Source organism: Halorubrum xinjiangense, from assembly GCF_900102375.1.
Classification (GTDB): domain Archaea; phylum Halobacteriota; class Halobacteria; order Halobacteriales; family Haloferacaceae; genus Halorubrum; species Halorubrum xinjiangense.
Map to the genome: position 1 here is coordinate 1 of NZ_FNBO01000002.1, position 13,344 is coordinate 13,344.

The 13,344-nt window shown below is 72.3% G+C and carries 12 protein-coding genes; 7 read left to right on the forward strand and 5 right to left on the reverse strand.

The features are described 5' to 3' along the window. Nucleotides 1–799: 799 nt before the first annotated feature. From F3H13_RS02810 to F3H13_RS02825, 4 genes are all read left to right on the forward strand, one after another. Complete coding sequence (locus F3H13_RS02810) at nucleotides 800–2,116, forward strand: alanine--tRNA ligase-related protein (protein WP_149797552.1); 1,317 nt, start codon at nucleotides 800–802, stop codon at nucleotides 2,114–2,116. Next, the gene (locus tag F3H13_RS02815) at nucleotides 2,113–3,120 is read left to right on the forward strand and encodes an AIR synthase family protein (RefSeq protein WP_149797553.1); all 1,008 of its coding nucleotides are present in this window, start codon (nucleotides 2,113–2,115) and stop codon (nucleotides 3,118–3,120) included. The genes F3H13_RS02810 and F3H13_RS02815 overlap by 4 nt, the downstream gene beginning before the upstream one ends. A 67-nt stretch (nucleotides 3,121–3,187) precedes the next feature. Further along, nucleotides 3,188–4,378 carry an acyl-CoA dehydrogenase family protein gene (locus F3H13_RS02820; protein ID WP_149797554.1) on the forward strand — a complete coding sequence of 397 codons (1,191 nt, stop codon included), beginning with the start codon at nucleotides 3,188–3,190 and terminating at the stop codon, nucleotides 4,376–4,378. After that, nucleotides 4,375–4,968, forward strand: coding sequence for an HAD family hydrolase (locus tag F3H13_RS02825; protein WP_149797555.1), 594 nt, complete (start codon nucleotides 4,375–4,377; stop codon nucleotides 4,966–4,968). The genes F3H13_RS02820 and F3H13_RS02825 overlap by 4 nt, the downstream gene beginning before the upstream one ends. A 30-nt stretch (nucleotides 4,969–4,998) precedes the next feature. Here the strand turns inward: F3H13_RS02825 and F3H13_RS02830 are convergent, their stop codons facing one another. Next, nucleotides 4,999–5,409 carry a DUF5822 domain-containing protein gene (locus F3H13_RS02830; protein ID WP_149797556.1) on the reverse strand — a complete coding sequence of 137 codons (411 nt, stop codon included), beginning with the start codon at nucleotides 5,407–5,409 and terminating at the stop codon, nucleotides 4,999–5,001. Between the two features lie 134 nt (nucleotides 5,410–5,543). Between F3H13_RS02830 and panB the strand changes: the two genes are divergently transcribed. Beyond that, nucleotides 5,544–6,350, forward strand: coding sequence for a 3-methyl-2-oxobutanoate hydroxymethyltransferase (gene panB / locus F3H13_RS02835; RefSeq protein WP_149797557.1), 807 nt, complete (start codon nucleotides 5,544–5,546; stop codon nucleotides 6,348–6,350). 38 nt (nucleotides 6,351–6,388) lie between these two features. Here the strand turns inward: panB and F3H13_RS02840 are convergent, their stop codons facing one another. The 4 genes from F3H13_RS02840 to F3H13_RS02855 form a co-directional block, all read right to left on the reverse strand. Continuing rightward, nucleotides 6,389–7,264: a CPBP family intramembrane glutamic endopeptidase gene (locus F3H13_RS02840; RefSeq protein ID WP_149797558.1), complete on the reverse strand. Its 876-nt coding sequence runs from the start codon at nucleotides 7,262–7,264 to the stop codon at nucleotides 6,389–6,391. Between the two features lie 82 nt (nucleotides 7,265–7,346). Then, complete coding sequence (locus tag F3H13_RS02845; RefSeq protein ID WP_149797559.1) at nucleotides 7,347–7,937, reverse strand: NUDIX hydrolase; 591 nt, start codon at nucleotides 7,935–7,937, stop codon at nucleotides 7,347–7,349. Between the two features lie 57 nt (nucleotides 7,938–7,994). After that, nucleotides 7,995–8,429, reverse strand: a complete 435-nt coding sequence (locus tag F3H13_RS02850) for a hypothetical protein (RefSeq protein WP_149797560.1) — start codon at nucleotides 8,427–8,429, stop codon at nucleotides 7,995–7,997. Nucleotides 8,430–8,477: 48 nt separating this feature from the next. Next, the gene (locus F3H13_RS02855) at nucleotides 8,478–9,920 is read right to left on the reverse strand and encodes a DNA polymerase Y family protein (protein ID WP_149797561.1); all 1,443 of its coding nucleotides are present in this window, start codon (nucleotides 9,918–9,920) and stop codon (nucleotides 8,478–8,480) included. A 141-nt stretch (nucleotides 9,921–10,061) separates the two neighbouring features. Between F3H13_RS02855 and F3H13_RS02860 the strand changes: the two genes are divergently transcribed. Next, nucleotides 10,062–11,846 (forward strand): hybrid sensor histidine kinase/response regulator, encoded by a 1,785-nt coding sequence (locus tag F3H13_RS02860; protein ID WP_149797562.1) that lies wholly within the window; start codon nucleotides 10,062–10,064, stop codon nucleotides 11,844–11,846. A gap of 111 nt (nucleotides 11,847–11,957) precedes the next feature. Next, nucleotides 11,958–13,274 (forward strand): MFS transporter, encoded by a 1,317-nt coding sequence (locus F3H13_RS02865; RefSeq protein WP_149797563.1) that lies wholly within the window; start codon nucleotides 11,958–11,960, stop codon nucleotides 13,272–13,274. The last annotated feature ends 70 nt before the right edge of the window (nucleotides 13,275–13,344 follow it).

Sequence of the window (13,344 nt, forward strand, 5' to 3'; positions counted from 1 at the left end):
AAGGTCAGGTCGGAACGGAGCGATTCCGAACGGCCTTCGGAGGCGGCCTCGCCGCCGCTAATGAGACAATATCCGAAACACCAACACGGTGAACGCGAATGCCAGAAGCGTTCGTCTGTGCCTGTTGGTCGAGCAAGCCCAAAGATACCTCCAAGTCCGTCGAAGTGTCGGCGACTCCCTGCTGGCAAAAATAACAGGTGGGAGTCAGCGGCATTGAGGATAGGAGTAACGGCGGTTTGGCACCGCCAGTCAGCCACCGTTTCGTGATGGGTTAAACGGGTTCCCGAAGAAGAAATCGGACTCATGGTTGCGAACCTGAAACTCCCACCGCTCGGGATTCCTCCCCGTTCACGCGGAGGAGGATGTCAATAGTGGTCGCGAGCGGTGCCGATCCTGTTTATAAGTGGGCAGTCGGTTCGGCGACGAACACCGCCGAAGCCCCAGCCGCTCGTTTATAAATCGTTGCGGACAGATCATTGACGAACACCGCCGAAGCCCCAGCCGCGAGGAGGCGGCACGCTCGCTGCGCTCCTCGTCACTCGCTTCGCTCGTTCCTGCGGTGCTTGCGTCCCCTGCCGCCTCCTCGCGGCTGCTCCTTCGATTCCCGCCCCCGCACAGCGACCGCACCTCACGCCTCCCCAACCTCGCGGTTCGCGCTCTCCGAGCGCTCACCGCGTCCCTCGCGCGTGCGACTCGCGCCCTGTCGGGCGCTCGTCGGCACGCGCCACCGCACCGCCGCTCGTTTATAAATACTCGCGCGGCGGCCACCTATTTATCCGACCGCCCCCACGACCCGGCAATGACCGCTTCACGCGCGCCGGCCGAGCCGACGGTCCGGGAGTTCGAAGCGACGGTCGACCGCGTCGACGGCCGCGAGGTCGTCCTCGACGAAACGTACTTTTACCCCGAGTCGGGCGGCCAGCCGGCCGACAGGGGGACGCTCGACGGCCACCTCGTCGACGACGTGGTCGAGCGCGAGGGGGAGGTCGTCCACGCGCTCGCCCCCGACGCGGCCGTCGACCTCGCACCCGGCGACGAGGTCACGGGACTCGTCGACGACGCGTTCCGCACCTACTGCGCCCGGGCGCACACCGCCTCGCACGTGCTGTACGGGGCCGTGCGCCGGATCGCCGAGGACCTCGGCTACGCCGGCTTCGACATCTCCGAGACGAAGGTCCGCGTCGATCTGACCACCGCAGAGCCGCTGGACGACGGCGACCTCGTCGAACTGGAGCGGCTCGCCAACCGGGCCGTCTGGGACTCGCTGTCCGTCTCGTGGGGCACCCACTCGGCGGAGGCGGCCCGCGATATCGACGGCATCGCGTTCAACACCAAGACCGAGGAGGGCGCGATGAGCGGCGGCGACGCGGTCCGCGTCGTGACGGTCGGCGGCGGCGCGGACGCCGGAGATGGTACGGACGCCGGAGATGGTACGGACGCCGGCGGCGCGGCGGCGGACCCGGACGCCGAGCCCTGGGACGTCGCCGCCTGCGGCGGCACCCACGTCGAGAACACCGCGGAGATCGGGCCGATCGCGGTCTTAGAGCGGTCGAACCCCGGCGAGGGCGTGACCCGCGTCGAGTTCGCGGTCGGCCCGACGGCCATCGACGAACTCGGCGCGGTCCACGCCGCCGCGCTCGACGCCGCGACGACGCTCGACGCGCGCGTCGGCGACCTCCCCGACGCTGTTTCCCGCCTCCGAGACGAGGCCGACCGGCTGGAGTCGGACCTCCGGGACGCCCGTGAGGAGCTGCTCGCGGCCCGCCTGCGCGACCTCCCGACCGCCGAGGTCGACGGGGCCCGCTGGGCGATCGGGGCCGTCGACGACGCCGATCCGAACGAACTCCGGGAGCCCGCGACCGAGGCGGTCGGGGGCGATACCGACCTCGACGCCATCGCCGCGGTCGGGACGGGAGACGCCCCGTTCGTCGTGGTCGCCGCCGCCGAGGGTACGGCCGACGGCGACGCGGCCGGCGCCGAAATCGACGCGGGCGAGGTCGTGGGCGCGGTCACCGACGAGTTCGGCGGCGGCGGCGGGGGTGGGCCGACGTTCGCGCAGGGCGGCGGCCTCGACGCCGACCCCGAGGCCGTCGCGGCGTGGCTCCGGGAGCGATGACCGGCAAACTGGGTCCCGACGCGCTCGCGACGGCGCTCGCGGCGACCGGCGCGGCCGACCCGGCGGTGACGCAGGGGCCGGCCTACGGCGAGGACGCGGCCGCGATCGACCTCGCCGGCGCCGGGGAGACGCTCGTCGTCGCGGCCGACCCGCTGTCGCTGGCCGCGGAGTCGGTCGGAACGCTAGCGGTCCACGTCGCCTGTAACGACGTCGCCGCGAGCGGCGCCGACCCGCGGTGGCTCACGCACACGCTCTTCCTCCCCGACGACGACCCCGAGCGCCTCCGGACGGTCGTCGACCAGGTCGACGCGACCGCGCGCGACCTCGGCTGCGCGGTCGTCGGGGGCCACACCGAGGTGCTGGACGCGCTCGACCGCCCGCTCTGCTCGATGACGGCGCTGGGAACGACGGACCGCTTCGTGTCGAGCGGCGGCGCCAAGCCGGGCGACCGCCTCCTGCTCACCAAGGGGGCGGCGGTCGAGGCGACCGCGATCCTCGCGACCGACTTCCGCGAGGAGTGCCGCGAGGCGGGCGTCCCGGCCGCGACGCTCGACGCCGCCGCCGAGTTCCTCGAGGAGGTGAGCGTCGTCCCCGACGCGGCCGCGGTCCGCGACGCCGCGACCGCGCTCCACGACCCGACCGAGGGCGGCGTCGCGACCGCGCTCGTCGAGATGGCGACGGCGAGCGAGGCCGCCTTCGCCGTCGAGCGCGACGCGGTCCCGGTCCGTCCCGAGACGCGCGCCTGCTGTGACGCCCTCGGCGTCGACCCGCTCGCGACGTTCGGTTCCGGCGCGCTGCTGGCGGCCGTCCCGCCGGAGCGGGTCGGGGACGTGCTCGGCGCCCTCGACGCGGCCGGGATCGAGGGGGCGGAGATCGGCGTCGTCGAGTCCATGGAGGGCGACGAGGGGAAGAGAGGGACCGTGCGCCTCGGCGACGAGACGCTCGCGGAGCCGCCCCAGGACGAGCTGTACCCCCTGTGGGAGGCGCGCGAGGCGGAGGAGTAAGGCGGGTCGACGCCGCGAGCCCCTTCCGATCGCTCACCTTTTTCGGTGAGGGTCCGAAGGCGGTGACATGACCGGAGCACGCGTCGGGTCGGCGCTCACCGACGAACAGGCGGCGGTCCGCGACCTCGTCCGCGAGTTCGCGGCCGAGGAGGTCCGGCCGACCGCGGCCGTGGCCGATGAGACGGAGACGTTCCCGGAAGACGTGTGGGACGGGCTGGCAGAACTCGGCCTGACGGGGCTGACGGTCCCCGAGGAGTACAGCGGGTTCGGCGCCGACGAGACGACCTACGCGGTCGCCAACGAGGCGCTGGCGCACGGGTCGCTCGCGGTCGCGACCGCCCTCTCCGTCCACTGCCTCGCGACCTCCTGTATCGCCGAGTTCGGCACGGAGTCGCAGCGCGAGGCGTGGCTCCCGGAGATGGCGGAGACGGGTCGGCCGGTCGGGATGTTCTGTCTCTCCGAGCCGCACGCGGGCTCGAACCCCGCGGAGATGTCGACGACCGCGACCTACGACGCCGAGGCCGACGAGTACGTCCTCAACGGCGAGAAGCAGTGGATCACGAACGGGCAACGCGGCGGCGTGGCGATCGTCTTCGCGAAGGTCGACGGCGGGGAGACCGACCGCGACGACGCGCACGCTACCGGCGACGACGCGATCACCCAGTTTCTCGTCCCGGCCGACACCGCGGGCTTCGAGGTCGGCAAGAAGGAGGAGAAGCTCGGACTGCGCGCCTCGGACACGACCGGGATCACGTTCGACGACTGCCGGATCCCCGCCGAGAACCGGCTGACAGAGCCGGGGAGGGGGCTCTCGGCGGCCTTCCGGACGCTCACCGAGGGGCGGATCGGCATCGCGGCGCAGGCGGTCGGCGTCGCGCAGGCCGCGCTCGACGAGGCGACGTCGTACGCCGAGGAGCGCGAGCAGTTCGACCGCCCGATCGGCGACATCCAGACGATCCGGCACAAGCTCGCGGAGATGTCGACCGACGTGTCGGCCGCGCGGCTGCTCGTCCGCGAGGCGTGTCGGCAGGCGGAGGCGGGCGAGGACTACCGCGTCGCCGCCTCGAAGGCGAAGTACCGCGCCAGCGAGGCCGCGATGTCCGTGACGAACGAGGCGGTCCAGATCCACGGCGGCTACGGCTACACGACCGAGTTCGACGTCGAGCGGCTCTACCGCGACGCGAAGATCACGGAGATCTACGAGGGGACGACAGAGGTCCAGAAGACGATCATCGCCCGGGGGGTGTTCGGCGAGTGACCGCCCGCGGTCCCGCTCGCCCCGCCGGCTACGACGCGGTCGTCTACGACCTCGACGGCACCCTCGTCGAGCTCGCGGTCGACTGGGACGCGGTCGCGGACGCGGTCCTCGACGTGTACGCCGAGCGCGCGCTCATCCCGCCGACCGAGGAGCTGTGGGGGCTCCTCGGCGCGGCCGACGACTACGGGATCCGCGACGAGGTCGAGGAGGCGATCGCGCTCCACGAGCGCCCCGGCGCCCGTGAGTCGACCCGGCTCCCGCTCGGGGACCGGCTCGCCGGCGGGACCGCGGACCACGGGGACGCCGGCTCGCGTCCCCCCGCCGGGGTCTGCTCGCTCAACTGCGAGGAGGCGTGTCGGATCGCGGTCGAGACCCACGGGCTCGGCGACGCGCTCGTCTCGGACGCGATCGTCGGCCGAGACACGGTCGAGAGCCACAAGCCGGACCCGGGATCACTGCTCGCGGCGATCGATCGGCTCGGCGCCGCCCCCGAGGACGCGCTGTTCGTCGGCGATTCGCGGAGCGACGCGGTCGCCGCCGAGCGCGGCGGCGTCGACTTCGCGTGGGTCTCGGACCTGCTCGCCGAGTAGCGACCGCCGGGGAGTCGTCCCCGCGCGCGGTCAGTCCGTCCGCTCCGTCTCGTCGGTCGTCGGTTCAGCCCGCTCGCCGGTCGTCGGTTCAGCCCGCTCGCCGGTCGTCGGTTCAGCCCGCTCGCCGGTCGTCGGTTCAGCCCGCTCGTCCGTCGCCTCGGCGCTGGCCCCGCCGACCCCTCCGGCGGTGTCCTCGTCGCTCCCGCCGTCGCCGGCTTCGGTCCGCCTCGCGTACAGCGCGACGGCGACCGCGGTGACGAACCAGATGGGCGCGCCCACCCGGACCGCGAACGCGGCGCGCGCGCCCCACGACTCCAGCGTCACGAGCGTCGACAGCAGGGCCGCGACGGGGGCGCCGACGATGATGGTGACGACGAACGTCGTCTGCATCACCCACGCGTAGTCGACCCCCTCGTACTCGGCCCGCTCGACTGGTTGCACGCGACGAACTCCGCGGCGGAGCGGCAAATCGGTGGCGGTCGGCCGCGGTGGTGGTGGGGTCGTGGCGAGCGCGTCGCCGCGTTCGCTTTCCGGTTCCCGACGATTTTACGGCGTCGCGCGGGTGACTCCGAGGCATGACCACGACGCGGGGACTGCGGGAGGGAGACGACCCGATCACGATGCTCACCGCCTACGACGCCCCGACGGCGGCGGTCGTCGACGAGGCGGGGATCGACGTCGTCCTCGTCGGCGACAGCATGGGCAACGCCGCCTTAGGCTACGACTCCACGCTCCCCGTCACGTTCGACGAGGTGGCGAGCCGGACCGCGGCGGTCGCGCGCGCGACCGAGGACGCCCTCGTCGTCGCCGACATGCCGTTCCTCTCGTTCGGCGTCGACGAGGCCGAGTCGGTGCGCAACGCGGGCCGACTGCTGAAGGAGGCGAACGCGGACGCGGTGAAGATCGAGAGCGGTCCACACACCGTCGAGACCACGCGCCGCATGACGGAGGTCGGCATCCCGGTGATGGCGCACCTCGGCTTGACCCCTCAGCACGTCAACCGCCTTGGCGGCTACACCCGGCAGGGGACCGAGCAGGAGGCGGCCGAGGAGATAATCGACCTCGCGGGCGACCACGCCGACGCCGGGGCGTTCGCGCTCGTGTTGGAACACGTCCCCGCGAACCTCGCGGGCGCGGTGACCGAGGCACTCGAGGTCCCGACAATCGGCATCGGCGCGGGCCCAGACTGCGACGGGCAGGTGCTGGTGATCAACGACGCGGTCGGCCTCGGCGAGTGGTCGCCGCCGTTCGCGAGGCGGTTCGGGAACGTGCGGTCGGAGATGGTCGACGCCGTCGAAGCGTATAAGGAGGCCGTGACGACCGGCGAGTTCCCGGCCGAGGAGCACTCGCACGTCGAAGAAGAGCTAGAGGACCTGTACTGAGCCGCGATCCGCCTGTTGTCGCACCGAAATCCGGTCGCTCAGACCGGGACGAACTCGAGCACCGCCGGCATCGCGTCCGGACCGACCTGCGTGACGGTGACGTAGAGGACGGTGAAGATCACGGCGTTGTGGAGGCCGTGGAGCAGCGCGGGGACGACGAGGTTCTCCGTGTACTCGTACACCGCGCCGAAGACGAGGCTCGGCACGAAGAGGATGGAGACGGTCGTGAGCCGCGCGGAGAGCCCGCCCGTCAGCGCCATCACGTGGATGGTCGCGAAGATGGCGGCCGAGAGCACGATCGACGGGGCCGCCGGCAGCGACTCGCGGAGCCGCCCCTGGACGACGCCGCGGTAGAGGATCTCCTCGCAGGGGCCGATGACGAGGAACGAGGCCGCGATGAAAAGCGGGATGATCGTCGGGTTCCCCATCGCCAGCTCCGCGCTCTGGTTCGCGGCCGTCTCCGTCCCGAGCAGCTGGACGATCGTCGAGACCACGAGGATCAGGATCAAGATGACGACCCAGCTGCCGAGGACGATCCCGATCTCCTTGAGGCTCGGCACTCGGACGCCGAGGTACGAGACGATCCCCTCCCGGTCGAAGCCGCGCCACGCGAGGTAGCCCACCGCGAGCCCGCCGAACGCGACGTACTGCCCGAAGACGAGCGTGAGGACTACGCTCGCGACCAGGGAGAGCCCGCCGGTCAGCGAGTCGATCGCGAAGACGGCCACGCCGCTCGCGAGCGCGATGACCGGGCCGAGGACGCCGAGGAGCAGCGCGGTCGCGACCGCGATACCGGGCGACCCGCCGGTCCGTTCGGGGCCGCCGGCGTCGTCGACGGCGTCCGGGCCGACGTCGTCGAACTCCTCGGAGACGCCCCCGTCCGAGACCGGATCGCCGCTGGAGGGATCTGTCATTGCCGCGCGTAGGCACCGCCCGGCAAAATGGTTGTCCGTGTCGGAAGCCGCGCGGACCGTCTCGCCGGCGCGCGGGCCGCGGTCACCGGTGGAGCAGCTCGTACCACAGCACCGCGGTGACCGCCCGCCCGTCGCGCAGCTCGTCGTCGACGACCGCGGCGAGCAGGTCGTCGTACGGCATCGTCTCGACCGCGATCGACTCGTTGTGGTCCAGCTCGCGCTCGGCCGTCGGCTCGCAGCCGGTCGCCAGCACGTGGTGGTGGACCGCGTTCGCCATCCCGTTCGTCGGCTCGACGGTCGTCAGCCGCTCGAAGGCGTCGGCCTCGTACCCCGTCTCCTCGGCGAGCTCGCGGGCCGCCGCGCGCTCGATCGCGTCGTCGGTCGCTCCGCCCTCCGCGTTCCCCGCCCGCTCGTCTTCCGGCTCCATCGTCCCCGCCGGGATCCCGCGGTTCACCCGGCCGACGGCCTGCCGCCACTCGTCGATGACGACGATGTCGCCGTCGGGCGTCAGCGGGAGCACCACGACCGCCGGCGGCTCGTCGACGTAGTGGAACCCGTCCGTCTCGCCGTCCGGGAACCGCACCTCGTCCCGGCGCACGTCGAAGCCGGGACAGCGGTAGTCGATATCGGTGTCGAGCGTCTCCCACGCGAGGTCGGGGGCTGAATCGTCCATGGGTCGCGGTCGTCGCTCGGCGCGTAAATACCCGCCCGTCGCTCGTCCGGGGGCGGGCTACGCGGCTCGGAGGCGCTCGACGGCGAGACGGCCGACCGTCCCGACGACCCACGCGATCGTCCCCAACGCGAGGGCCTCGACGCCGACGAAGACGAGCCCGTCGAGTTCGACGAGCGCGGCGACGCGCTCGCCGAGGGGCCGTCCCGGGAGACCCAGCAGGTAGTGGTCGGCGCTGCTCCCGAGCAGCGCCCCGTAGACGGCCGCCCACGCGAGCGCGACCCCGGCCCCTCGATAGGCGATGACCCCGGTCGCGAGGAGGCCGAGGGCCGCGGCGTCGACCGCGAGGAACACGACCCCGCCGGCGTGCGCGAAGACGCCCACCCCGTAGGCGGCGAAGGAGACGAGAAAGAGGAGCGGCGGCACGAGGAGTCGATGCCGACGCGGCGGGCCGTCCGGCTCCGAGCCGAGGAGGACGCGGCGAGCGAGGGACATGGGCCGAATCGTTCCGAGCGCATCATAAATCCACGCGCCGGGTGCGGCTCACGACCAGTCGCCGAGCGACGCCTGGCCGTCGTCGGTTCGCCGCCGGTCGCGGTCCGCGATCGATCCGGACTCGTCGCCGTCGCGCTCCGGCGGGCCGCCGACCCAGTCGGTGAGCTTCCCGCCGTCGCCGCGGTCGTCCCGTTCGGCCCGGTCGCCGCGACGCGGTCGCCCGCCGTCGCCGTCGCCCTCGGCGGCGTCGAACCCGCCGAGCGTCGCCTGGTCCGTCTCCGCGAAGTCGAGCTTCGAGACGCGGACGCCGAGCTTCCGCACCCGAGTCTCGTCGAACTCCGCCAGCAGGTCGAGCGCCACCTCCTCGACGAGGTCCGGGTCGTCGACGGGCCCCGGGAGGCTCCGCGCGCGGGTGTTGACGTCGAACGGCGGCTCGACAGCCTTGATCCCGATAGTGCGGTAGAGGCAGCCGCGCTCGCGGGCGCGCCGCGCCACGTCGGCGGCGAGCGCGGAGACGGTCTCCCGCTTCGTCGCCTCGTCGGCGGTCGCCGGCAGCGCCGACTCCCGCGAGAGGCTCTTCGGGAGGCCGGTCGGCGTCACCTCGCGGTCGTCGTCGCCCGCGGCGCGCCGGGAGAGCGCCGGGCCGCGCTCGCCTAACGCCTCGGCGAGGCGGTCGCGGTCGGCCGCGGCGAGGTCGGCGGCGGTCTCGATCCCCAGCTCCGCGAGGGTCTCCTCGGTCACGGGGCCGACGCCGTGGACGTCGGCGGTCGGCAGCGGCGCGAGGAACTCGGCGACCGACCCCGGCGGCACAACGACGAGCCCGTCCGGCTTGTCGGCGTCGCTGGCGACTTTCGCGGCCGACATGTTCGGCGCGACGCCGACGCTCGCCGGCACCCCCGCCTCCCGCTCGATCCGGTCTTTCACGTAGCGGGCGTACCCCTCCGCGAGCGTTCGCGCCTCCGCGGGCCCCGCGGCGCCGCTCGGCGGCGGGTCGTCGGGGTCGTCGCCCGCGACCGCCCACGCGGTCCGGTCGGTGACGTCGAGGTACGCCTCGTCGATGCTCACCTCGCGGCGGGTGTCGGCGCAGTCGCGGAGCACCGCTTTCACCTCGCCCGCCACGTCCTCGTAGAAGTCGAGGTCGACCGGGACGTATCGGCCGGTCTCCTCCGGGTCCGGCGCGTTCGGGTCGTCGGGGTCGGCGTCGGCGCGGCGGGGGAGCAGCTCTAACGCCTTCGAGATCGGCATCGCGCTCTCGACGCCGAATGCGCGGGCCTCGTAGCTCGCGGTCGCGACGGCGCCGATCGACTCGCCCGGCTCGTACCCCATCCCGACCACGACGGGCTCATCGTTGAGGTCGGAGCGTCGCAGCCGCTCGCAGGAGGCGTAAAAGCAGTCCATGTCGACGTGGCAGACGACGCGCTCGGGCGCGTCGTCGTCCTCGTCGCCGGCGCCCGGGAGCGTCTCCCCGGCGGCGGGCGTCCCGCCCGTCATCGCGTTCGGTTCCGCGCTCCGCGGCCTTAAGAACCAGCCACGCGGGCCGGAAGTGGAGGCCGGCCCGGCCGGCGACGGCTCCGGATCCAGATCCGATAGTCGGGGCGGTACTCGTTTATTCCGCGCGCCCGTAGGACCTGTATGTCCGGAGCGATCGACGTGCTACACGTCGACGACGACCCCTCGGTGCTCGACCTCACGGAGGCGTACCTCGAGCGGGAGCTCGACTCGGTGGCGGTGACGAGCGTGACCGACCCCGAGGCCGCGTTAGCTCGGCTCGAGGAGGTCGACTTCGACTGCGTCGTCAGCGACTACGACATGCCCGCGATGGACGGTCTGGAGTTCTTCGACGTGCTCCGCGAGCGCAACCGGAAGATCCCGTTCGTGTTGTACACGGGGAAGGGGTCCGAGGAGATCGCGAGCCAGGCGCTCAACGCCGGCGTCACCGGTTACTTCCAGAAGGGCGGCCCCGAGCAGCTCCGCCGGCTCGCGAACCGCGTCGATCAGGCGATCGAGGAGCACCGGACCAAAGAGATCGCCGCCCGCTACTCGACCGTGATCGAGGCGCTCGGCTACCCCGTCTACGTCGTCGACGAGACCGGCGAGTTCCGGTTCGTCAACGAGCCGTTCGCCGAGCTCACCGGCTACGACCGCGAGGAGATCATCGGCCAGACGCCGGGGTTCATCAAGGACGACGCGGCGGTCCAGGAGGCCGAGGACCGGCTCGGGACGATCCTCTCGGACGACGGCCCCGACGTCCAGCACTTCGGGGTCGACATCGTCCCCAAGGAGGGCGAGCCGATCCCCTGTCGGGACCACATGGCCGCGCTGCCGTACGAGGGCGACTCCTTCGACGGCAGCGTCGGCATCCTCCGAACCGTCGCCGACGAGCGCGAGCGGCGCGAGGAGCTGGAGACGAAGACCCGCGCGCTCGACGAGGCGCCGGTCGGGATCACCATCACGGACCCCGAACAGGCGGACAACCCGATGGTGTACGTCAACGACCGGTTCGTCGAGATGACGGGGTACGGCCGCGAGGAGTCGATCGGCGTCAACTGCCGGTTCCTCCAGGGGCCGGACACGGAGGAGGCGTCGGTCCGGGCGCTCCGCGAGGCGGTCGACGCCGAGGAGCCGACGAGCGTCGAGCTGCTGAACTACCGGAAAGACGGCACGGAGTTCTGGAACCGGGTGAGCATCGCCCCAATCTGCGACGCCGACGGGACCGTGACGCACTGGGTCGGCTTCCAGGAGGACATCACGGCGTTCAAAGACCGGGAGGCCGCCCTCGAACGGCAGAACGACCGGCTCGATTCCTTCGCGAGCATCGTCTCGCACGACCTCCGGAACCCGCTCAACGTCGCACAGGGGCGCGTCGAGCTGGCGCGCGAGGCGTCGGACGACACGGAGAGCCTCGACGCCGCGCTCGACGCGCTCGACCGCATGGAATCGATCGTCGAGCGCACCCTCACGCTGGCGCGGGAGGGTGAGACGGTCGGCGACCCCGAGCCCGTCGACCTCGCCGGCGTCGTCGCCGACAGCTGGTCGACGGTCGACACCGGGTCGGCCGACCTCTCGGTCGAGACCGACCGCGAGGTGCTCGCCGACCCGGACCGGCTCCGAAACCTCTTCGAGAACCTGATGCGCAACGCGGTCGACCACGTCGGCCCGGACGTCTCGATCCGCGTCGGCGACCTCTCGGACGGCTTCTTCGTCGAGGACGACGGCCCGGGGATCGACCCCGCGGTCGCCGACTCCCTCTTCGAGCCCGGCGAGAGCGGGGCCGCGGGCAACACCGGGTTCGGCCTCGCGATCGTCAAAGAGATCGCCACCGCGCACGGCTGGACCGTCGAGGCGACGACCGGCGACGACGGCGGCGCGCGGTTCGAGGTCCGCGGGATCGAAACGCGGACGCCGGCGGCCTGCTGAGCGCGCCCCCGCCGACCCCCTCGTTTCGCCTCGAATCCGGGTCGAGTCCGAAAGCGGATCGACTCCCCCCGTTCACAAGGGCCTTTATTCTCCGTTCCGAACTTCGAGTGAATGGGATCCCTCTCCGGTATCGCCGAGACCGACCGGCGCGTGATCGTCTTAGCGCTCGCGCGGATGGTCGGCGCGGCCGGGAACTCCTTTCTCATCGTCGTCCTCCCGCTGTACATCACGAGCGACCTCGTCGACATCGAGTCGCTGCTCGGCGCCGAGGTCGGGGTCGGCGCGGCCGCGGTCACGCTGACCGAGCCGCTGCTCATCGGGGTCGTCCTCTCGCTTTTCGGCTTCCTCAACAGTCTCTCGCAGCCGTTCACCGGCCGGCTCTCGGACCGGGTCGGCGCGCGGCGTCCCTTCGTCCTCGCCGGAATCTTACTCCTCGGTACCGCCAGCGGGCTGTACACGATCGCGACGAGCTACCCGACGCTGGTCGCGCTGCGCGCGATACAGGGGCTCGGCGCGGCGCTCATCATCCCCGCGACGGTCGCCTTGGTGAACGAGTACGCCGCGAGCGACACCGACCGCGGCGGGAACTTCGGGGTGTACAACACGTTCCGGCTCATCGGCTTCGGCTTCGGGCCGGTCCTCGCGGGCGCGGTCGTCGAGGCCGGGCCGTACGACCTCTCGCCCGTCAGGCTCCCGGTCCTCGACGGCTTCGACGCCGCGTTCGTCGCGGCCTGCGCGGGGGCGTACCTCAGCTTCACGCTCGTGTTCCTCCTCGTCCGCGACGCCGACGTCGAGGCCGAGGCGGGCGACGACGTCTCGATCCGGGTCCGCGGCGAGGACCGCCTGCTCGACCCCGTGTTCACGCTCGGGCTCGCGACCGTCGCCATGGGCGCGTGTATCGCGCTGTTCGCGACGCTCCAGAACCAGGTGAACGTCCGGCTGGATCAGGCCCCGATCTGGTTCGGCGCCCAGTTCGCGGCCGTGACGATCGCGAACGTCATCTTCCAGGTCCCGGTGGGGCGCGCCAGCGACCGGATCGGGCGCCGCCCGTTCCTCGTCGCCGGGTTCGTCCTCCTCGTCCCGACCACCCTGCTCCAGGGGATCGTGACCGAGCCCGCGCTGATGATGCTCGTCCGGCTCGGGCAGGGGGTCGCGGTCGCGTGCGTGTTCGCCCCGTCGCTCGCGCTCGCCGGCGACCTCGCCCGCGAGGGCGAGTCCGGGACCACGCTCTCGGTGCTCACGATGGGGTTCGGCTTCGGCGTCGCCCTGGGACCGCTGGCGTCCGGCTGGCTCTACGGCTTCGGCTTCGTCGTCCCCTTCGCGGCCGGGGCCGCGGCCGCCGCCCTCGCCTTAGTCGCGGTGTTCACGCAGGTCGAGGAGACGCTCGACGTCGGCGACGAGCCGGCCGCGGCGGCGGGCGCCGACTGAAAGGGCGAGCGGCGGCGATGCGGACGGCGACGCGCTCGGCGGCTTCGTCGAACCCCTCAGGCGACGACGA